Here is a 21,730-nt window from a genome sequence, read left to right as displayed (position 1 = left end):
AAGCGCAAAGTTCGTAAAGCTTTGTATAAAAAAGCCGTGCGAACTCTATATAAAACATAGCCCAAGGTTTCAATCTTGGGTACACAAAGATTATCCACAACATGCATTAGAATGATTGTGTCAATTGATTACGTACCCAAGGTTGAAACCTTGGGTTATGTTAAAATGTTTGCATAGATTTAAAATCCTTTTAATCATGATAATCTGTGGCAAAATAATAATCGCAAAGCTTTGTATAAAAACCTTGCGACTCTATGTAAAACATAGCCCAAGGTTTCAACCTTGGGTACACAAAGATTATCCACAACATGCGTTAGAATGATTGTGTCAATTGATTACGTACCCAAGGTTGAAACCTTGGGCTATGTTAAAAACCTTTGCGTTCTTTGCGAAAAACCTTAGCGCACTCTGCGTTAAAAAAAAACGCTACAGTTAAAGACGACGTTTAAAATTAAACCATCCAAAACCAATAAGCAAAGCATTGAAAATCAGTAACGGCAAAAACGCCTTTACAAAGCTTATTTCTGTAGGATCAGTAAACGTTTCTACTTTAAAATCTTCCCATTTTTGTTGATTTACCGGCGCATTATCAAATATCTTCGGATAAAAATGCAAACGCAGTTTTTCATGAAAATGTTTAGTTTCTTTCAAAAATAAAAGCTGATTCTGTAAGTCAGATTTTGCAATTTCATTAAGCTGAATTTGCGTGTGAAGCGTTGGAATAAACTGTGCAATTAATTCGCTGGCACGGTTTCGCTGTTCCAGTTTGGTTTCTAATTCCTTAGACTGTACCGCCGATTCGTCGTCACCCATTTGCTGCATCGCATAATACCAAAGCCAGCTGAATTCAGCATCCGGCAGCGGATATTTTTTGAACTGCGGATAATGATTGCAGAACTTATCAAGTGTTGTTTGCTTATCCATATCCCATTTTTCGTGATAAGCGTTTCGTTGTTTCAATGTCAGTTCTAAGGCTTCAGGAACCTTGTATTTATTGATAATATAGGTATTAATGGCAGCCGGAAGAATAATAATCAGAAACAGCCAGATAGTCAATAAAATAACCGCATTGAAGTTTGAATTTTTCTGAAGTGAAACAATAAAAAAGCAAACGGCAAACCAGAATAGAATATACAAAACAGCAATTCCATAAAAAACGATCAATGATTTGTCTATTGGAATCTGAAGCAATAAAACCGCAATTATAAGCACTAAAGTTAAAAGAGCAATTAAACTCAGAATGCGGATGTAAAATAATTTTAAGATATATAAAAACGTATTTGAACTTTGTGTTGCCACAATTTTCCAGGTTCCCGATTCTTTTTCTTCGGAAATAATATTATATGAAAAAGCAATAATCAAAAGAGGAAAGAGGTACAAAAGCACAAAACTAAAATCGATATTTCCCGCCAGTAGATTACTCGGATTATTGAGTTCTGAATCATATTTCTGAGCTTCCAGTCCGCGAATCGTAACACTCTGAATCGACGGATTTACATCGCGCTGACCAATTGCCAGACTATTTATGGGCAAGGTTTTGTTGACCAAAGAAAACTTGATGTAATACAATAGAAGTCCAATTTCGTCTTTATGAAAAGCGGCATTTCTGGCAATATGTTCTTTTTGATAAATTGCCGTTTCAGCAATATTATTTTGTTGTTTTTCCTGAAACTGACGTCCAATTAAAAGACTAATAAAACCAATAAGAAGCAAAAACAGCAATCCAATTTTTGTTCCTTTAGAGCGTATAAAATTTTTAAATAAAAGTTGTAACATAATTAAATGGCTTTAAGGTTTTTGGCAGCAAAACGAATGAGTATTAAAAGAACAATGATCCAGATTGAAATGGAAATAACGGATAGAATTTCGGTCTTTAAAATAGCAGAAAGCTCTTTTGGCTCATAATGAAATTCGTCCAGATCAGCCCAGTGTTCTTTGCCAATTGCAAGCGGTTTATCGTTTGGTCCGGGTTTTTTATTGCTGATGAATTTGATTTGCAAACCGTTCATTTTCTGCGCCATTTTGTAACGATAAGATTCAGCTTGCTTTTGAAAATCGATATACGAATCGTAATCTGTATTGGATAATCCCATCGATAAATTTTTCATTGCGATATAAGGATTTAAAAACGAAACAGCTTTTGAAAAACTATTTTGCTTAGCATAGATTTTCAGCAAATCTTCCAGATGTTTGTTGTAAATATTTGAACTGATTCTTTCGCCTTCGGTCATAATAAATCCGGAATAATTAAAGGGAAGTTTTTGTACCGAATCGACTTTGTAAACGCGTAACAAAGAATCTTTAATGGCTTTATAATGAACATCATTTGGGTTGTGGCTGTCGCCTTGTTTCAGGATATCTTTTTCGATGTCACTGTTGAACTTCACTTTAGAAGGAGCTTCATACAAATATGCGCCGATTGCCTGTGTCGTTCTTGGCAGAATTATAGTAAGAATAAGCCAGATTCCAATTAAGGAAACCAGTGCTTTTTTTGAAGTTTTGCTTGATGCGGATATCAAAACAGCGATCACGCAAAAGAACATTAGATAAACAAAATGAAACAGAATGAACAAAATCATTTTGAAAGTATCATCTGCCGAAATCGTAAAGTTTTGAAGTAAAAGCCAAACGAAAACCAATATGATTATGGTTGGAATAAAAAGCAGCATAATAACGCTGGCAATTCCCAGAATTTTACCAAATAAAAGTTGTTTCCAGCTAATTCCTTGGCTTAAAAGGAGTTTCAAAGTTCCGTTTTCTCTTTCGAAAGCAACAGCATTAAATCCTAAAAAGAAGATTAATAAAGGCATTAAAATCTGTAAAACCATTGCAATACTAATTTCTCCAAAGCGAAGCATACTGCTGGAAAATCCAGCTTCAGAAAAATTGGCTGTATTTTGTTTGTGTGCTTCCAGAAAAATAGCATTCCCGAAAAAAGGTTCCATTCCAAATTCAAAAACGCTCAGTGCAGTACTTTTTCTAAAAGCAAAATTTCCGTAATGCGCCATTCGATGAGGGTTTTTATCCGGATTTTTTAACCAGTCCTCTCGTGATTCGTGTTGGTATTTTTCGCTGGTTTCGTTTTGGCTGCTATAATTGTCCCAGCCCGAAAAGGCGGCATACAAAAGCAATAAACCAATAAAAAGAGTAATAATATATACCGCTGAATTTTTAAAAACCGAGTTTCGAAAATGTTGAGCGATAAGGAGTTCTGTATGTAATAATTTCATATTAATTAAAATTTACGTGTTGAGTATTTTTTTTAAACACATAGAAACATAGTTTTTTTACTAAGGGAGAGGTAATTAAAAGAAACTAGTTTCTCACACATAGTCCCGAACCTTCGGGATAAATTGATGCTAGTGAAATGCCTTTTAAAAATCGTCCAAAATTTATGTTTCTATGATTTAAAGTGTTTTCTATTTACCCAACGAATTAAAATTTATAAGTTACCGTTAAGCTTGCATTTCTTGGGCTTCCGGGAAACAATCGTAAATAATTCTGTGCGCCTAACCAATAAGTTTTATTGAATAAATTACCGGCATTAAGAGCAATTTGTACATTGCTTTTGCTTGGTTTGTAAAATACAGCAGCATCAAAAATGGTAAAATCAGGAAGAGTAAAATCTCTTGTAAACCAAGGGATTTTGCTGCTTTGATATTGTACGCCAAAACCAATTCCGAGATCTTTTAAAGCCGAATCTGAAGCAAAATTGTATCTCGTCCATAAATTAGCACTGTTCTTTGGCGTATTTTGTTTTTGGGCACCAATTAAAGCAGGATTGCTGTCTTTTGTAATTTCGGCGTCAATATAACTGTACGAGGCGTTTATCTGCCAGTCGGTCGTAATGTAGCCCGCAACATCACATTCGAAACCACGGCTTCTTTCTGCACCTCTGGTCACCAATAAATCTGGTTGCACAGGATCATTAGCATTCATTAAAATATTGCGCTGATTGATTTCGTAAACAGCAGCATTAAAAGTCATTGTATTATTGAAAAAAGAAGTTTTTATTCCCACTTCTTTTAAATCACTTTCGAGCGGATCAAATAAACTACCGCCCGGCAAAGAACCTGTCTGAGGCATTAAAGTCACCGTATTCGATTGAGGCTGATAACCTTCCAGATAAGTAGTGTAAATATTTATGGCACTGTTTACAGCATAAGTGATTCCGATTCTGGGTAATAACGCTGATTTTTTAACGGTTAATTCGTTGTTGGTTTCATAATTGGTAATGTCTTCAAACCATTCGTTTCTTAGCCCCAATAAAAAAGTAAATTTTTCCCACTGAATCTGATCCTGAATATAAATCGCATTTGTAGTCGTCAAAGCAGATGGCAGTGCAGTTCGAACATTTAGAGTATAATCTTCCGGACTTGTAATAATGTATTTCGGATTACTCAGATTGAAGTATTCTACATTTGGTTTTGGCAGTACAACACCATCAATAGTCATGGTTTGATAGTTTGAAGCATTTGCAGGAACAAAGGAACTTGCGACCGTACCGTTATTCAATAAATAACCTCTTGCAGCATTTTGTCCGCCTCCTTTATTTTTATTCCAGCTGCTTAAATCATATCCGGTTAATAGTTTATGATGAAGTTTTCCTGTTTTGAAATCAAAATTAAAATAGGCGGTAAGATTGTCAATATCCCAGTTTTGCTGACGCTGTACAAACTGCATCATTGCCAGATTGGTTACGGGCTGGTTGTTCATATCTACAGCAAAAGCATTTGTAGTTCGGTGTTCCTGAAGATCCTCAGTCCAGGTCTGTTTCATATATGTAGCATTAAATCCAACTTTAGAATTGAATTTATGAGCAAAATTTGTCGTTAAAATCATTTCTTTAGATTTAAAGAAATCACTTGGCGCACCGAGATTCAAACTGATTGGGGTTTGATTTAAATTGGTTTTCCCGGCAACGGCACCAAAAATAGGCTGACCTCTGTCGAGAACTCCACTCATATTGCTCAGGATTAATTCGCTATTAATGGCCGTTTTTTCATTCGGAATATAACTGAAAGAAGGAGAGACCAGGAATGATTTATTATTAACGAGATCACGAAATGATTTTGCTTCCTGATATGCTCCGTTTACACGATACAAAAGTGTTTTTGATTCGTTTAAAGGTCCTGTAAAATCAAGAGTTCCGCGTAAAGTGCTGAAACTACCAACGCTTAAACTTACTTCTTTGCGATTTGTTGCCAATGGTTTTTTAGTCACCATATTGATGCTTCCGCCCGGATCTACAGAAGAGAAAGTTGCACTCGATGGGCCTTTTATCACTTCAACACGTTCTATATTACTTGTAAGCGGTTGCAAAAAATAATATTGACGTGTTCGCATTCCGTTAATAATCTGTCCCTCTTCATTTTGACTGATTCCACGAATGGTGTATTGATTGTAATAACTTGCAGGAATTACACCACTTGCCATTTTTACTGCATCGGCAAGATAAAAGGCTGCTTTATCTGCAATTAATTCTTTGGTTACGGTCGAAATAGATTGCGGAATGTCTTTATTTAATGCGGCAGTTTTTGTTGCTGCAAACGAATAGTCGCTGTTGTATTTTTTTGTAGATCTCCCCACAATTTCAACAGTTTGCAGTTCATTTTTTGCCATTTTAATAGAATCCTGAGCAAGACTGTCCTTACTTTTTTTGTTTGTAATCTGTGATTGTACAGATGGTATGGCTATCACCAGAAAGATAAAGGAAAATATATTTTTCATTTTTTTTGATGTACGGAAAATACATTTCCTTTAAACGGTTTGTAGATATAAGTTTTCCAATTCATTGGCCGAAATTTTTTCAGCTTCGATTACCGTAACTAGATTTCCTTGTTTCATAATACCAATATGCGAAGCCACTTCGCGGGCTCTGAAAATATCGTGTGTAGCCATTAGAATAGCAGTTCCGTCTGCGGAAAGTTCTTTTAAAATCTGAGAAAATTCATTGGAAGCTTTTGGGTCTAAACCACTTGTTGGCTCGTCGAGTAAAAGCACTTTGGCTTTTTTAGCAATGGCGATTGCAATGCCAACTTTCTGGCGCATTCCTTTAGAATAGCCACCAAGATTATTATGATGTGCTTTGGTCTGCAATCCGGCTTTGTTTAAAAAATAAGTCAGTTCACCTTTAGAGTATTTAAATCCCGCCAGTGACGAGAAAAACTTTAAATTTTCTAATCCTGTTAAGTTGGGATAAAGCATTACCGTTTCCGGAATATAAGCGACATGTTTTTTGGTTTCCTGATTATTTTCGGTAACTGAAATATTGTTGATTTCCAATTCTCCAGATGTTGGTTCTGTAAAACCCAGAAACAGGTTAATTGTTGTGGTTTTTCCGGCGCCGTTCTGACCTAACAGAGCAAAGATTTCTCCTTCTTTAATAGTTAAATTAAGTTTATTCAAAGCGGTGTAATCACCATATTTTTTGGTGAGATTTCTTGCTGTAAGCATTGGTTTTATGTATTTGAGTGAATTGATTTAAAATGGAAACAAAAGAAATTTCAGGCTTTTACAAGTGGTAAAAGCTTGGTTTTTAATTTGTTTTTTTCGAGAAATGTGTACTACAGAATAAGGGTTTAAAAATAGGAGTGTTTAAAGAACTCAAATCAAAAAATGCGATAAAACGTGCTTTACTCTTTATCAGTTTTTGCAAAACAGATAAAAAAGGAATTCGTTTTTCGAATAAATAAAATGTAGTAAATTAGAATAACGCGGGTGGTGCGCGCAGTGCAAAAAGACTGCCTTTGAAAAATGATGAAACACTCTTTGTGTAAAAGAACTGATAAGAGGTTTCAATAGTTATTTTTTGAAAAGTAACTGCCTGAAAAGAATTTGGAATATAAGTACTAAAGGTAAAATGGCAAATGTGGCAGGTATTCTCAACAGAATGACTGTGAGTGATTTCTTTTTGACCTTTTGTGTATTTATGAGCGCAGTGTTTCTCTGAAATTTGCTTAAAAACATGCTCGTAGGAGTGCAAAGTCTGAAACAGCATTGCAAACAATACGGCAAAAGACATTAAGAAATTTACAACTACGATTCTCTTTTTCATTCAGTGGTATTTCTGTGGCAGATTTAAATCATTAATGCTGAAGTAAACAAACGCAACAGTGTTGCAAATATAAAGATCTTATTTTTAAAAATCTTTACTTTTGATAAATAAAGGTTAACAAATAATCCTGTGCTGTTTTATAAATTACTGTAGAGCAATTGAAGTGTATGAAAATCGGTCGATCCGTCGAAGTATTTGTCTAAAACTTCTTCAAAAATAGGTTCTGTATTTTGAATACTGGCAAACAACGTCATGCAGGATTGCAGATTTTCATCGTCGGGATTTCCAAAAATTTCAGTGACTGATTTCTCTTCATTTTTAATGAGTTCAGACGTAATTTCAACCAAATGTTTTCCTAAAATAGGATGCTCTAAAAAAGCGATTGCTTCATCGGCATTTTTAATTTCGTAAAACTTGGAGTTATCACAAGAACCAAATCCTTTTATCTGAGGAAAAATAAACCACATCCAGGGAGATTCTTTCTTTCCGTTTTTTATTTCAGAAAGCGCAGATAGGTATAACTTATTTTGTGCGTCTAAAAAACGCATTAATTCATTGTTATTGTAGGCCATTATATGCTGATTTTGTTTGGGGACAATCAGGTGATAAAACTACTCAAAATATATTAAGGGATACATTATTGCTACTTTTTTTTACTACTAAATCTTAATTTTTAGTAAACAAAATGGAATTTGAAAAGTGGTGTAGAAATTTTCTGTAAAAAAGTAATGAAATGATCCTGAACTTTATAAAATGCTTTTGTTATTTATCACGATAATTCCTGTTAAGGACTTGTCTAATTGTTATATAAAGCAATATTTACTAGAATTCCTGTTATAAAATTTCTATTTTAGCTCAAATAGATAATTATTGATACGTCAAATAATTATTTTTTGCTTCGACATTAACTTCTAAATAATGTCAATTTCTACTAACGGACATTTCGTCCAACAAAAAAATAAAATATGAAAATAGGATTAATCGGATTCGGAAAAACTGGAAAATCAGTAGCGTCAATTTTATTAGATAATGAGAAATTTTCTTTGGAATGGGTTTTAAGACAAAGTAAGGTTTTAGAACACAGATCTGTGCCTGAATTTTTTGGAGTTGAATCAGACGAACCCGGCTTAATCTATTCAAGCGCAACAACAACGGCAGAGGAATTGCTGGAGAAACATCCTGTTGATGCAATTATTGATTTTTCTTCAAGTGACGGAATTTATACTTATGGGGAATTTGCAGCAGAGAAAAAGGTTAAAATCATATCGGCAATATCTCATTATCAGGAAAAAGAATTACAATTATTAAAGAAACTGGCGCGCAAAACAACTGTGTTTTGGTCGCCAAATATTACGCTTGGCGTGAATTATTTGTTATTTGCTTCTAAATTTCTGAAGAAAATAGCGCCCTGGGTGGATATTGAAGTGAATGAAGAACATTTTAAAACCAAGAAAGGTACATCGGGAACTGCTGTGAAAATTGCTGAAGCGCTTGATGTCGAAAAAGAAAATATAAACTCAGTGAGGGCAGGGGGAATTGTTGGGAAGCATGAAGTGATTTTCGGTTTTCCATATCAAACGGTTCGATTAATTCATGAATCTATTTCGAGAGAAGCTTTTGGAAACGGAGTTGTTTTTGTGGTGGAGAATTTAAAAGATAAAAAGAAAGGTTTATATAATTTTGAGGATATTCTGTCGCCTTATTTTGCGGTTTAAAATATGTGGTATAATAATTAAACCCGACAGATTTTTGAAACCTGTCGGGTTTGTTATTTTATTAAAGCGACTAATTAAAGCGATTTTTATTTCACGCAGATTATTATCTGCTTAATCTGCCTGATCTGCGTGAAAAAAATTACCTTCCAATAATTTCTTTTCGGTGTAAATCGCCCCATTCTTTTAATGCCATAATAACATTTGTAAGCGATTTGCTGTGTTCTGTTCTTGCATATTCTACTGTGGGCGGAAAAGTATCGTAAACCGTTCTTGTTACAAGTTTATTGATTTCCAGATCTTTTAATTCTTTAGAAAGCATTTTGTCTGTGATTCCGTTTATGTCTTTAGAAATTTCTTTAAACCGTTTTGGGCGATTAGAAAGCGCAATTAAAATAGGCAATTTCCATCTTCCGCTTAAAATTTCAAGCGCATCTCTTACCGGTAAAAGTGCAGCCATACATTCTTGTGGTTGGTGTTTTTGTGCTTCTATTTCGCTTATGATATCTGCTGTAGTTTTCATGTTTTTTGCTTTACTATCTTCGAGGATAGCGCTATCCTCAGGGATAGTACTATAAAAGAGATAGTAAATGTAAATAAGTTTGTATTGTAAAACAAATCAATATAAAATTATGAGTCAAAAAATTCTACAAATAATAACGAGTACTAAAGGAGAGAATTCTTCTAGTACTAAATTGTCGAATGCAGTTATAGAAAAATTAAAAGAAGCAAATCCTGAAAGTAAGGTACAGACGCTGGATCTTACCAAGAATCCATTGCCTTATTTGACAGATTCTCAAATAAATGCTTTTTATGCTGTAATACCTACTGAGGAGCAGGCTGCAATAATTAAATACTCAGAAGACGCGATACAAGATTTGCAGGAATCTGATATTATTGTTATCAGTGTGGCTTTGTATAACTTTGGAATTCCGGCAGTTTTAAAAGGCTGGATTGATCAGATTGCAAGGGCAGGGAAAACTTTTAGTTATAGTGCAGAAGGACCAAAAGGATTGGTTAAGAATAAAAAAGTTTATTTATCTATTGCATCGGGTGCTATATTTTCTGAAGGTCCATATAAGAATTACGATTTTGCAGAACCTTATTTACGTACCGTATTAGGCTTTTTAGGAATGACTGATGTAACGACTTTTCGTGTAGAAGGAACTGCAATTCCTGATTTTGCTGAAAATGCTTTGCCGAAAGCTTTAGTAACTGTTGAAGAGTTTGCTTTTTAATTTAAAAAAAAATCTTTGTCAAAGTTTTAAACTTTGACAAAGATAATTCTAGTTGAAAAAATTTTACTTTTCAATTATCATCGTAACACCTTGTCCGCCTGCAGCACAAATAGAAACAAGACCTCTTCCTGAACCTTTTTCATTTAGTAATTTTGCCATTACACCAATAATTCTTCCTCCGGTTGCAGCAAAAGGATGTGCAGCAGCAAGACTGCTTCCTTTTACATTTAGTTTTTCGCGATCAATTGCGCCGAGTGTTTTCTTTAAACCTAATTCGGTACTAAGTTCCGGACTTTCCCAAATTTTTAAAGTGGCTAAAGTCTGCGCTGCAAATGCTTCATGAATTTCATAATAATCAAAATCCTGAAGATTTAACCCTGCTTTTTCAAGCATTCTGCTGGCTGCAAATAAAGGGGCCAATAAAAGATTTTGTTGTTTTTTTACATATTCAATGGCAGCAATTTCGGCAAATGTAATATAAGCCAAAATAGGAAGTCCTTGTTCTTTTGCCCATTCTTCACTTGCCAGAAGTATACATGATGCACCATCGCTTAGAGGAGTAGAGTTTCCTGCGGTTAATGTTCCGTTTACTTTATCAAAAGCCGGATTTAATTTTGCCAGCTTCTCCATTGTGCTGTCTTTTCTCAGATTATTATCTTTTTCAAGTCCGTTAAAAGGCGTAATCATATCATCAAAAAAACCTTCATCGTAGGCTTTTGCCATATTTAAATGACTTCTAAGCGCAAATTGATCCTGATCTTCTCTGGATATTTTATAATATTTGGCTGTAACTTCAGTATGTCCGCCCATAGAAAGTCCGGTTTGGGATTCTTCATTTCTCGGAACTAATGGGACTAAATCCTTTGGACGGATTTTTAGAAAAGATTTTATTCTTCCACCCAATGATTTTGCTTGTCGGGCTTCTAATAAAATCTTTCTCAAATTCTCGCTCATTGCCATTGGGATATCACTAATAGAATCAACACCACCGGCAATTCCACAGTCAATTTGTCCAAGCGCAATTTTATTAGCAATGTAAACCGCACTTTCAATTCCGGTATCGCAGGCTTGCTGTAAATCGCAGGCAGGAGTTGCGGGATCGAGAGCTGTTTTCATTACGCATTCGCGAATCAAATTGTTATCGTAAGTATGTTTTATAACGGCTCCGCCAGCGACCTCGCCAAGTAGTTTTTCTTGTAAATGGTATTTGTCAATTAGGCCATTTAGTGCAGCTACCATCATATCCTGGTTTCCAACGTTAGAATATGCGGTATTTGCTCTTGCAAAAGGAATTCGGTTATAACCTACAATGGCAACTTTTCTGGTAGTAGTGGTATTGTTCATATCTGGATTTTTGTTTTGGAGAATATTAGAAGATTAAAGATAAGCAGACTTTCGGATTATTTTGCAAAATGAACCTGAAAGTACGAGAGCGCGTTTCCTTTTTTAATTTTTTAAAGGGAATAATTGTTCCAATGTAGATAGTTCGGATAAAATTTTAAAGGGATTTGGATAGATTTCTGAGCTTCTATAACTGTGCTGAATCTTATTTTTAGTCAAATAAATAATGATATTTATTTTTTTTATAAGTAAAAAGGAGTAAATTCTTATCTTTATTTAGAATGATTAAAAATAATTTGGAAAACAGAATTTTAGGAATTACTTTTGCCAACGAAATTTAACATCTTACTAAAATGAATATAATAACCATTAAAAAAATCTGCTTTTTTGTACTTTTTTTAACATCACTAAATATGATGGGACAGAACGGCGGAAGAGTAACTGGAAAAATATCTTTGAGCGGAAATGTTCCCGCAGAAGGTATTTCTGTTGCGTTAAAAGGAACAAAGTATAGTGCCATTACAAATGAAAGTGGACAATACGATATTAGAAATGTAAAACCGGGATCGTATACAATTAGTATACATTCTGTTGGAATTCATTCAACTGAAGATGCGATCGTGGTGAAAGCAAAACAAGTTACTACTAAAAACTTTGCACTTTCTGAAAGTCAGGAAGATCTTGATGAAGTTGTTATCACAAAAAATAAATACAAACAAGACAAACCTTCGTTATCATTACGTCTTCAGACTCCGGTTTTAGAAATTCCACAAAACGTACAAATTGTAAGCGGTCAGACTTTAAAAGATCAGCAAATTGTAAGTATGAGTGACGGAGTTATTCGTAATGTAAGTGGTGCTACACGTGTAGAACACTGGGGAGATTTGTATACGAATATTACGATGCGTGGTTCTCAAATTCAGGCATTCCGTAATGGTTTTAACGTGGTTTCTTCTTTCTGGGGACCATTAACAGAAGATATGAGTTTTGTAGACCATATCGAATTTGTAAAAGGGCCAGCAGGTTTCATGCTTTCAAGCGGTGATCCAAGTGGACTTTATAATGTGGTGACTAAAAAACCAACCGGAATTACAAAAGGTGAAGTTTCTGTTTTGGGTGGAAGCTACGATTTTTACAGAGTAAGTATTGACCTTGACGGGAAATTGGATAAAAAAGGAAAATTATTGTATAGATTTAACGGAGCTGCTCAAAATAAAGGATCTCACCGTGCTTTTGAACACAACAATCGTTATGTAATTGCTCCGGTAATTTCATACCAAATTGATGATAAAACAAAAATTACTGCCGAATACAATTTTCAATATGCAAATATGACTGAGGTAGGTTCTTTTTATGTTTTTGGACCACAATCTGACGGATATGCAACTTTACCAGTTGGGTTTACAATGACTCAGCCAGGATTGCCGGATACTAATATTCAGGATCACAGCGGTTACTTTACATTTGAACATAAATTTGATGATAACTGGAAACTTACTGCACAAACTTCTTATTTTAAATATATTCAACAAGGATATAGCTCATGGCCTGGTGTAGTTGGTCCTGGTGATGTTGACAGAGATTTTAACGGAACTCCTGAAGGAACACTTGCAAAAGGGGAAATCATTAGAAATGTTGGTATCTGGGATGCAGAAAGTAATATGTACTTAGGACAAATTTTCGTAAACGGAAAATTCAATACAGGAGCTGTAAGTCATAAATTATTGGGTGGAGTAGATTTAGGAAACAAAGATTATATGGCAGATTGGGGACAATCTCACGATCTTGACACGGTTGATAATCCATTTAATGTTTACAATCCGAATTATGGTACACCTTCTAATGGTTTTCCTAATTTCGATCACGAGACTCCACTTAGTCAAAGAGCAGGAGGACTTATGAGTTCTAGGTATGCTGCAGGATATATTCAGGATGAACTTGGATTTTTTCAAAATAGACTAAGAGTTACTCTTGCTGCAAGATATACCTGGATTAGCCAGTCAAGCTGGGGAGAAACACAGGAAGACAGTCATATTACTCCTCGAGCAGGAGTTAGTTATTCTATAACTGATAATTTCGCGGTTTATGGATTGTATGATCAGGCTTTTACTCCTCAATCCGGGATTACTCAAAATGGTGATCCAATAAAACCATTAACAGGTAATAATACTGAATTTGGTATTAAAAAAGACTGGTTTGACGGATCATGGTCTACTACTTTATCTGCCTACAGAATTTTAAAGAAAAATGAACTTACTGCAGATCCTACAAATGGACCAAATGATGTATTTAAAGTTATTCTAGGAGAAAAAAGAGCAGAAGGTATTGAATTTGATGTGAGAGGAAAATTATTTGATGGCCTTAATCTTATTGCAAACTATGCTTTTACAGAATCTATTGTTTTGGATTCTAATGTACCAAGTATTACGGCAGGTTCTGTCGTACCAGGTTATGCAAAACATACTGCAAATGCATGGTTAAACTATACGGTTCAAAATGGTAAATTAAAAGGATTTGGAGCTTCTATTGGAGGAACTTTCCTTGACGGACGTCAGACAGATACCTGGAGTCCGGGTCTTCAAAAATTGCCATCTTATTTTAAACTGGACGGAGGTTTATCTTATGAAAAAGGAAAAGTTAAAGTAACAGCAAACGTATTTAATATTCTGAATAAATACCTTTATAGCGGTTCTTACTACCAATGGTTAAGTGCTTACTACTGGCAAACAGAACAACCAACAAACTTTAGAGTTGGGGTTACTTACAAATTGTTTTAATCGTAAGTTCAATATAAAAAGAAAGCATCCGTTCATACGGATGCTTTTTTGTTTTTATTGCCCGCGGATTAAACGGATTTGCACTGATTCTTTTTTTTATATAACGCATAGAAATGAATCAGTGCAAATCCGTTTAATCCTTTAAATCCGTGGCCTAAACCCCAAAGTATTATCCTTTTTTAATTAAAGGAATCAGTTTTGTTCCGATAAGTTCTATAGCATTCATTAATTGAGAATGTGTCAATCCTGCATTATCCATTTGAAAAGTAAATCGGTCAACACCTCCAAGAGCTTCACTGTGACGCAGAATTTTCTCGGCCGCTCTTTCCGGACTTCCCACAATTAAAACACCCAGATCATCAATTAAACTATCAAATTTGCCTTTTGTAACTGGAGGCCAGCCACGTTCGTATCCTAATTTTGTCCAAAGTTCAGCATATCCCGGATAATAGTCTTCTATTGCTTTTTCTGTAGTTGTTGCAACATAACCAGGAGAATGCAAACCAACGATTAATTCTTCGGGTTTGTAACCTGCTGCTTTTCCGGCTTCTCTGTATAAGTCAATTAAAGGGCGAAAACGATGTGTTTGTCCTCCAATAATGGCAACCATCAAAGGTAAACCAAGACTTCCGGCTCTGACAAAAGATTCCGGAGTTCCTCCAACGCCAAGCCAAACAGGTAGTTTTTCCTGCAAAGCTCTCGGATAAACCGGAAGATTATTTAATGCGGGACGAAATTTCCCCGACCAGTTTACAAATTCATTATCTCTAATTTGCAGAAGCAATTCCAGTTTCTCTTTAAAAAGAGCATCATAGTCATTTAGATCATATCCAAAAAGGGGATAAGCTTCTATAGAAGAACCACGTCCAACGACAATTTCTGCCCTTCCTTTAGAAATCAAATCTAATGTGGCAAAACTTTGATAAACCCTTACAGGATCTGCAGCACTTAAAACTGAAACAGCACTCGATAATCGTATATTTTTTGTTCGTGCTGCGGCGGCGCTCAAAATGACAGCCGTAGCAGAATCCAGAAATTCTTTTTTATGATGTTCTCCAATTCCAAAAACATCCAATCCAACCTGATCAGCAAATTCAATACGCTGAAGCAGTTGTTCCATGGCATCAACACTACTTAAAGTGTTGTTATCGCCGTACATTGCCGAAGCAAAACTATCGATTCCTATTTCCATAAATTTTTATTTTTTGCTTTAAGCCTTAAGCTGTAGGCTATAAGCTTTTTAGAAAAGCCTACTGCTTATAGCTTAAAGCTTAAAGCGTTTATCAATGTGAAAAACCAAATGAAATACTGGTGATAATAATCAGAATAACAATTAGCGTGATAACAACATATAAATAATCTTTTTCAAGAATAAAGGAGAACAACGACAATATAACCCTGAATACCGGAGTCAGGAACAATAATATAATTCCGAAGAAGATTAAAAATTCCCCATTCCCTCGAATAACACCTTTATAAATATCCCCAATAACTTCAAAAATATTGCGGTCATTTTCTTTAAAAACAGAATAATCTTCAATGTCATTTCCGTGATGCATTAAGTAAACAATTCCTCCAATAAACGCTACAGATAATGAAATCCAAACTCCGTAACGCAATAAATTTCCAACAATGGTCTGAAAATCTTTTTCTCCAAATTTTTCGTGTTGCATAGTTTTAGATTTTTCCATTTAATCCGTTATAAATCATATTAATTGCCAATACAAAAATTAAACAGGCAAAAAAGATTCTTAGTTTTTTAGGGTTAGTTCTAACCAAAATTTTAGCTCCGGCCATAGCGCCAAATAATACACCAATTACAACAGGCATACAGATTCCCGGTTCTATATATCCTTTCTGAATATAAATTACAGAACTCGCCATAGCCGTAACTCCCATCATAAAATTACTGGTTGTAGTTGAAACCTTAAACGGAATTCGCATAATATTATCCATTGCAATTACCTTAAAAGCGCCAGATCCTATTCCTAATAAACCAGACATCATTCCGGCAACTCCCATCATGCTAAAACCTCCAATTACATTTTTGGTTCCGTAACTTACTACTTCACCGTCGTGGGTTGGATATGTTCCATTTAGTCTTAGTTTTTTAGCCAGAGGACTGGATTCTAAAACAATATGTTCTTCTTTCTTTCGAAGTGAATTTATAGCGGAGAAAATTAATGTAAGTCCGAATAAAACGGCGATAAAGGAAGTAGGGGCGATAGTAGAAAGTAATGCACCGCAAACGGCTCCAATTGTGGTCGCAATTTCAAGAAAAATTCCCAGGCGCATATTGGTAATTCCTTCTTTTACATAGGCAGCGGCAGAACCGGAAGAAGTTGCAATTACCGAAACTAAAGCGGCACCAATTGCATAATGAATATCGACACCCAGAATAATAGTTAGAAGCGGAATTATTATAATACCACCTCCTAAACCTGATAATGAACCAATAAAACCTGCTAAAAATGCACCAAGAATCATAATCAGGGTAAACGTAAGTACTGTCATTCGGATAAATTTTGTTGATGCTAATTTACGAATAGAAATTTTCTGATGAAAAATTTGATCTCTTAATTAAATATTAAAATAGCGAAAACGTTTTTTGACAGAGTAAATTTAAAAGGGAATAAGCCGTTGGTTGAGATTATGATGTTTTGTTGGTGATATAAAAATTAACGCAAAGTTCGCTAAGTTTTTTTTTAAAATTATAAGACTAATCATAATCTATAAATTAAGTTCGCAAAGCTGTGTCTATACAGAGCTATGTCTATACAAAGCTATGTTCTACATAAAGCTTTGTGAACTTTTTCATTTTAATGATTCTCAAAAAACTTTACGCCCTTTGCGAAAAAACTTAGCGTTCTCTGCGGTAAAATTAATACAAGATTTTTATTTTCTCGTTGGCTGAAATTATGATGTTTTGTTGGTGATATAAAAATTAACGCAAAGTTCGCTAAGGTTTTTTTTAAATTCTAAGACTAATTATAATCTATAAATTAAGTTCGCAAAGCTATGTCTATACAAAGCTTTGAGAACTTTTTCATTTTAATGATTCTTAAAAAAAAAAATCGCGCCCTTTGCGAAAAAACTTAGCGTTCTCTGCGGTAAAATCAATACAAGTATTCGAAAAAAAAAGCCACAAAGTTGATTTTTTGTGGCTTTGATAAATCATGATTTTATAAAATAAAGTGAACCATTCTTAGTAGATATTTTGTTCAGTTTACCTTTTTCGTATAATTTCCCCAGAATCATACGAGCATCAAAATAGGATTTATCTAAGAGTACAGCATATTCTTTTGCTGTTAATGTGGGATAAATGTCAAAAAGATCTAATGGGTTTTCATTCGGAATATTTTTCTTTTTTGCCCCAAGAAATAAAGCTACCAAAGCATTTTCGTACGCAGCGTAGGGTTTAGAACCATAAACGGTAAATTGGTTACTATTTCCGTCAGAAAAGAATAACGTTGGAAAACCTCTTACACCCAGTTTTTTTCCGTAATCAAGATCTTCCTGAAAAAGCTTTCTGGCATCTCCTTCATAATCCGTTTTCAGTTTTTGAATATCAAGATTAGCCAATTTTGCGGCTTCTTCAATGTTATCCCATTTGGCAATATTTTTCTTTTCCAGAAATAATTTTTCACGAAGAATACGCATAAAAACTACTGCTTTCTGTTTGCTTTGTATCTGTGCGGCTTTCATAGCAATGCACGAAGGATAAGAAGAATTCAGCGGATCTTCAATCCATACATCTCCATCAATTGGCATTTCATAATGTAAACTCGCTTCATCCCAATGCTCCGCTACGTCAGCTGGTTTGCTTATGCCGCCACTGTTGTAACTCCAATCGGGTAACAAACCTCCCATGCGATATTCAATTTCAAAGTAATCACCATATTCCAGCTTAAGTTTTCGTAACTGAGGCTCAATTCCCCAACACGAAGAACAAATAGGATCTGTATAATAAATTATTTTCACCGGTTTTTCTTCAGTTGAAATTGTGGCAGTTTCATTCGATTTTTCACCCATTGGCATTTCACAAGTTCCGGTAACCGGATCACATAATAAGGGATTTGTTTTATTTTCGTTCATTTTTAAATTTGTTTTGAATTGGCAACTGATACAGGAAATCAGGATTAAAAAAAGGGACAGAATTTTCATAAAAACTGTTTAAAAAATTACGCTGGGCTTTTAAATTTTTATATTTTTATGGCTAAGTTCGTTTGTATTTATTCACCAGTCAATTAGTCTAAAAAATATGACTACAGAAAATTTGCCTCAAAAAGAAAGCGGTTGTCCGGCAGAAGGACTTTTAAAATTATTATCAGGTAAATGGAAACCTCAGATTTATTTATTAGCTGTTGATGGACCAATCCGTTTCAACGGACTTTTAAGAGATATTCAAGGAGCAAATAAACAATCTATTGCCGTGGCATTAAGAGAACTCGAAGAATTTGGACTTCTGGATAAAAATGTCATCAAACTAAAACCTCTTCATATTGAATATAATTTATCAGAAAAAGGAAAATCCCTGATTCCGGTTTTTAGACAACTGGAGCTTTTTTTTGAGAAATAAAACAAAACAATCCTTATTATTAAAGCAATTTTAATGCTGCGTTTTAAGTGGTTTAGAGTTTGATTCTAAGCTGTTTGAAGTAGTAACGAAATTGTATGATTAAAAAAGTAATAAATGAATTTTATACAAAAGATCAAACGTCTTTACAATATCCCGGAGAATGAAAACCATGGATTTTCTGAAGATGAAATTTCTGTACTTGAAAAGCAATTAGATCTGACTTTACCTAAAAAAATCAGAGCTTATTATTTAGAATTAGGAAAACACGAAACTCTTAATTATTCACATAACCGACTGTTAAAACCGGATCACGAAATTGGATTTTCTGATGATGGTTATTTGGTAATTTATGAAGAAAATCAGGTTGTGGCTTTTTGGGGAATTAAAACAGAAGATTTAAAAGTTGAGAATCCGCCAATTTGGGTAAATTATGATACTGTTGAAAAATCGGACTGGATGATTGAAACTGAAACAGCAGAAGATTTCTTTTTGCTAATGGCTGCATATAATGGCACATTGGGAGGATTACAATACAACGGAAATTATTTTGGAGAAGTTGATGATGAAACAATACAATTTATTGAAACTAACTGGACATTGATACCTGAAATAAGCAGAGAAAATCAAAAAGTATATACGGATGAATTTTATGCTGTTATTAGCCTTTCTTTTGATGAAGAAAACATTTGCAATGGCGTTTTTGCAGGATCTTCTGAGCAGGAACGATTTGATCAAATTCTGGATAGTTTAGATCTCGACTGGTCGTATCTTTCTTATGATGATGAGGAAGAATATGAAGATGACGAAGATTAAAAATTGAATTTCAAATATATATACAAGCCGAAATAAGAATGAGAGAACTAAATTATTTAGTAGCGATAGAAGGCAATGAAACACTTTTAGAGCGATTTATTGAAGCAATAAATAGTGATTCATGTAAAACAGATAAAGATTATCCAAATCCATATTGGTTAGATTCGGGTGAAAAATTTCTTCCTGCATCTGTTATAAAGTACTTTTTTAAGACGAGAACTTTTTCTAAAGAAGTTTATATAGCTTTCTTTGAGAAACTTCAAAAATTAAGTGGTTTCAATAATTATAGTTATGTTTTAGGAAACGAGCTAAGAGAATTAGTTTGTTCTAAATTTGATGAAGTTACCAAAACGAATCATAAAATATTTGTACCGAAATCGGCAGAAAAATTGCCAAAAAGAATCTTATCTGGTGATGAAAAGGAATTATTAAGTTTTGTTTGTTATGTAGCGGTTTGTCATATTAAATATGGCGCTAGTTACGAAACTGTTACAGCAACGCAATATTTTGATATAGTTACAGCATTAGGTTCTGATGAAGTGGAACAACTTAAGAAAAACGGAACTGGAAAACTTTCAAAAGAAATAACAGAATACAAAGACGATGATTTAAGTTGTAAAGCCAATGATGTTTTTGCAACAATTGCCATTAAGCTGGAAAACGATAATGAAGAAAGTTTCGGGAAAGCACTAAATTTTATAAATGTGCTTTTGAAAACGGATTTTCCTAAAAGCTTTGAAATTAGTTTTTCATCAAAGATCAAAGAATTGCTTCCAATAAAGGGGTTTCCTAAATGCGGACAGCATTATCTTTTTGCCGGAGCAGTAAAATATCCAAACCTGCACGAGAGTATTTTAGAATATATTAATCTTGCAAAACTGAAGTACGCATGGTACAATAATCTCGAAGCCGAAGATTGTGGAATGCCTTCAACTTTTGCCGTTTTTGCCTTAGGATTAAAAGATGAAAAATACTTTGACACTCTGATATCGTATTTTCAAACGGTTGACGGAGAACATCAGTCTGTTCAGCAGAAATTTACACCCGCTTTTCTGGAGAAATTTGGTTTGACCGAAAAATCGATAAGTGTCTATATTAATGCCGTTTTATCGATGCAGGAACATCCGCATAATATGGCTTTCATATCTTATTATGCAAATGAAAATGGCTTAAAGTTATTGTTGGATAGTAAAGAAAACTTTGCAGTATATTATTTTACAGAAGAAAAACTAAAAGAATATTCTAACGCAGAAAATGATGTTCAGGAAATGGCCGATTATTGCTGGGAAAGCGTGATGTATACCACCTTTGGACCAAGCGAAGATTATGGTAAAATCATTAAAAAACTGACAGAAAATGAACGAATTATTTTTGAAAAGTTGTCGTAATATTTTTTAGAGATAAAATATTCTCAAATCCATTTTACTAAGAAAAAGGATAGTGTGTTGTTTTTGAAAGAAAAATCTATCAAATATAAATAAGAAACATTGTTTTTCTTCGTTCTACTTGGAATGTTTCATCAGTAGATAATAATGGCAAATACATACACACAGCTGCATATTCAGTTTGTTTTCGCGGTAAAATATAGAAAAGCATTGATTGATAAGGAATGGAAAGACAGATTGCATCAATATATAACAGGGATTATTCAATCTAATCAACATAAGATGCTTTGTATAAATAGCATGCCTGATCATATTCATATTTTTATCGGAATGCGTCCGACGCAATCTGTTTCATCGCTTATTCAGAATGTAAAAACAGAAACCAGCAAATGGATTAAAGAGCAAAAATTTTGTTTAAATTTTGCCTGGCAAGAAGGTTATGGTGCCTTTTCATATTCCAGAAGTCATGTGCCTAATGTGATTCGCTACATACAAAATCAGGAACAACATCATCAAAAGAAAACGTTTCTGGAGGAATATCAGAAAATGTTAGAAGCCTTTGAAGTCGAGTATGATGTGCAATATGTTTTTAAGGAACCATTATTGTAATTTCAGTCGTCCCTACGGGACGATATGAGTTGGTGGGGTTTTAAGGTTACCGATAAAATGTTCCGCTGGAACATTGTTTTTGAGAAGCATATAAGTCAAAACAAAATAATGTTCCATCGGAACTTCTCGACGATAATTCGGCTCCAAGAGAGTGTTCCATCGGAACATTTCATCTGTAGAAATATCGGATGTCAAATGAAAATGTTCCGTTAGGAACAT

Annotated in this window: 20 protein-coding genes; 7 read left to right on the top strand and 13 right to left on the bottom strand. The window is 34.3% G+C overall.

The window, feature by feature from the left end:
* Window positions 1-432: 432 nt before the first annotated feature.
* The 6 genes from KHA98_RS09460 to KHA98_RS09435 all read right to left on the bottom strand — a co-directional run bounded on the left by KHA98_RS09460 (window position 433) and on the right by KHA98_RS09435 (window position 7,629).
* A complete protein-coding gene (locus KHA98_RS09460) occupies window positions 433-1,776 on the bottom strand; it encodes a DUF3526 domain-containing protein (RefSeq protein ID WP_213257551.1) in 1,344 nt (447 codons plus the stop codon).
* 2 nt (window positions 1,777-1,778) lie between these two features.
* Complete coding sequence (locus tag KHA98_RS09455; RefSeq protein WP_213257549.1) at window positions 1,779-3,230, bottom strand: ABC transporter permease; 1,452 nt, start codon at window positions 3,228-3,230, stop codon at window positions 1,779-1,781.
* A gap of 205 nt (window positions 3,231-3,435) precedes the next feature.
* Entirely contained in the window at window positions 3,436-5,730 is a 2,295-nt protein-coding gene (locus tag KHA98_RS09450) for a TonB-dependent siderophore receptor (RefSeq protein ID WP_213257547.1), read from the bottom strand.
* Window positions 5,731-5,760: 30 nt separating this feature from the next.
* Window positions 5,761-6,456, bottom strand: coding sequence for an ABC transporter ATP-binding protein (locus tag KHA98_RS09445; RefSeq protein WP_213257545.1), 696 nt, complete (start codon window positions 6,454-6,456; stop codon window positions 5,761-5,763).
* A gap of 250 nt (window positions 6,457-6,706) precedes the next feature.
* On the bottom strand, window positions 6,707-7,057 hold the full coding sequence (locus tag KHA98_RS09440) for a hypothetical protein (RefSeq protein WP_213257543.1): 351 nt from the start codon (window positions 7,055-7,057) through the stop codon (window positions 6,707-6,709).
* A 137-nt stretch (window positions 7,058-7,194) separates the two neighbouring features.
* Window positions 7,195-7,629, bottom strand: coding sequence for a DUF1810 domain-containing protein (locus KHA98_RS09435; RefSeq protein WP_213257541.1), 435 nt, complete (start codon window positions 7,627-7,629; stop codon window positions 7,195-7,197).
* A 393-nt stretch (window positions 7,630-8,022) separates the two neighbouring features.
* Here KHA98_RS09435 and KHA98_RS09430 point away from each other — a divergent pair, with 393 nt between their 5' ends.
* Window positions 8,023-8,772, top strand: coding sequence for a 4-hydroxy-tetrahydrodipicolinate reductase (locus KHA98_RS09430; RefSeq protein ID WP_213257539.1), 750 nt, complete (start codon window positions 8,023-8,025; stop codon window positions 8,770-8,772).
* Between the two features lie 139 nt (window positions 8,773-8,911).
* On the opposite strand, the gene KHA98_RS09425 is transcribed toward KHA98_RS09430, so the two are convergent.
* On the bottom strand, window positions 8,912-9,292 hold the full coding sequence (locus KHA98_RS09425; protein WP_246522256.1) for a winged helix-turn-helix transcriptional regulator: 381 nt from the start codon (window positions 9,290-9,292) through the stop codon (window positions 8,912-8,914).
* 109 nt (window positions 9,293-9,401) lie between these two features.
* Here KHA98_RS09425 and KHA98_RS09420 point away from each other — a divergent pair, with 109 nt between their 5' ends.
* Complete coding sequence (locus KHA98_RS09420; protein ID WP_213257537.1) at window positions 9,402-10,007, top strand: FMN-dependent NADH-azoreductase; 606 nt, start codon at window positions 9,402-9,404, stop codon at window positions 10,005-10,007.
* Between the two features lie 63 nt (window positions 10,008-10,070).
* Here KHA98_RS09420 and KHA98_RS09415 read toward each other — a convergent pair whose 3' ends face one another.
* Window positions 10,071-11,351: an acetyl-CoA C-acetyltransferase gene (locus tag KHA98_RS09415; RefSeq protein WP_213257535.1), complete on the bottom strand. Its 1,281-nt coding sequence runs from the start codon at window positions 11,349-11,351 to the stop codon at window positions 10,071-10,073.
* Between the two features lie 410 nt (window positions 11,352-11,761).
* On the opposite strand from KHA98_RS09415, the gene KHA98_RS09410 reads away from it, so the two are divergent.
* On the top strand, window positions 11,762-14,125 hold the full coding sequence (locus KHA98_RS09410; RefSeq protein ID WP_246522254.1) for a TonB-dependent receptor: 2,364 nt from the start codon (window positions 11,762-11,764) through the stop codon (window positions 14,123-14,125).
* A gap of 169 nt (window positions 14,126-14,294) precedes the next feature.
* Here the strand turns inward: KHA98_RS09410 and KHA98_RS09405 are convergent, their stop codons facing one another.
* From KHA98_RS09405 to KHA98_RS09390, 4 genes are all read right to left on the bottom strand, one after another.
* Window positions 14,295-15,317, bottom strand: coding sequence for an LLM class flavin-dependent oxidoreductase (locus KHA98_RS09405; RefSeq protein WP_213257531.1), 1,023 nt, complete (start codon window positions 15,315-15,317; stop codon window positions 14,295-14,297).
* A 91-nt stretch (window positions 15,318-15,408) separates the two neighbouring features.
* Window positions 15,409-15,798 carry a DUF1634 domain-containing protein gene (locus KHA98_RS09400; RefSeq protein ID WP_246522252.1) on the bottom strand — a complete coding sequence of 130 codons (390 nt, stop codon included), beginning with the start codon at window positions 15,796-15,798 and terminating at the stop codon, window positions 15,409-15,411.
* Between the two features lie 4 nt (window positions 15,799-15,802).
* Entirely contained in the window at window positions 15,803-16,639 is an 837-nt protein-coding gene (locus KHA98_RS09395) for a sulfite exporter TauE/SafE family protein (RefSeq protein WP_213257529.1), read from the bottom strand.
* A 660-nt stretch (window positions 16,640-17,299) separates the two neighbouring features.
* Complete coding sequence (locus tag KHA98_RS09390; protein WP_213257528.1) at window positions 17,300-18,220, bottom strand: DsbA family protein; 921 nt, start codon at window positions 18,218-18,220, stop codon at window positions 17,300-17,302.
* Window positions 18,221-18,386: 166 nt separating this feature from the next.
* Here KHA98_RS09390 and KHA98_RS09385 point away from each other — a divergent pair, with 166 nt between their 5' ends.
* The 4 genes from KHA98_RS09385 (at window position 18,387) to tnpA (ending at window position 21,511) form a co-directional block, all read left to right on the top strand.
* The gene (locus tag KHA98_RS09385; protein ID WP_213257527.1) at window positions 18,387-18,704 is read left to right on the top strand and encodes a winged helix-turn-helix transcriptional regulator; all 318 of its coding nucleotides are present in this window, start codon (window positions 18,387-18,389) and stop codon (window positions 18,702-18,704) included.
* 114 nt (window positions 18,705-18,818) lie between these two features.
* Window positions 18,819-19,517, top strand: a complete 699-nt coding sequence (locus KHA98_RS09380) for an SMI1/KNR4 family protein (RefSeq protein WP_213257526.1) — start codon at window positions 18,819-18,821, stop codon at window positions 19,515-19,517.
* Between the two features lie 38 nt (window positions 19,518-19,555).
* Window positions 19,556-20,905 (top strand): DUF6138 family protein, encoded by a 1,350-nt coding sequence (locus tag KHA98_RS09375; protein ID WP_213257525.1) that lies wholly within the window; start codon window positions 19,556-19,558, stop codon window positions 20,903-20,905.
* A gap of 144 nt (window positions 20,906-21,049) precedes the next feature.
* Window positions 21,050-21,511, top strand: coding sequence for an IS200/IS605 family transposase (gene tnpA, locus KHA98_RS09370; RefSeq protein WP_213257524.1), 462 nt, complete (start codon window positions 21,050-21,052; stop codon window positions 21,509-21,511).
* Window positions 21,512-21,523: 12 nt separating this feature from the next.
* Here tnpA and KHA98_RS09365 read toward each other — a convergent pair.
* Window positions 21,524-21,730, bottom strand: a 207-nt coding sequence (locus tag KHA98_RS09365) for a hypothetical protein (RefSeq protein ID WP_213257523.1), incomplete at its 5' end; no start/stop codon positions are given.

Source organism: Flavobacterium branchiicola, assembly GCF_018383905.1.
GTDB lineage: Bacteria > Bacteroidota > Bacteroidia > Flavobacteriales > Flavobacteriaceae > Flavobacterium > Flavobacterium branchiicola.
This window is presented reverse-complemented; position numbering and strand designations above follow the sequence as displayed.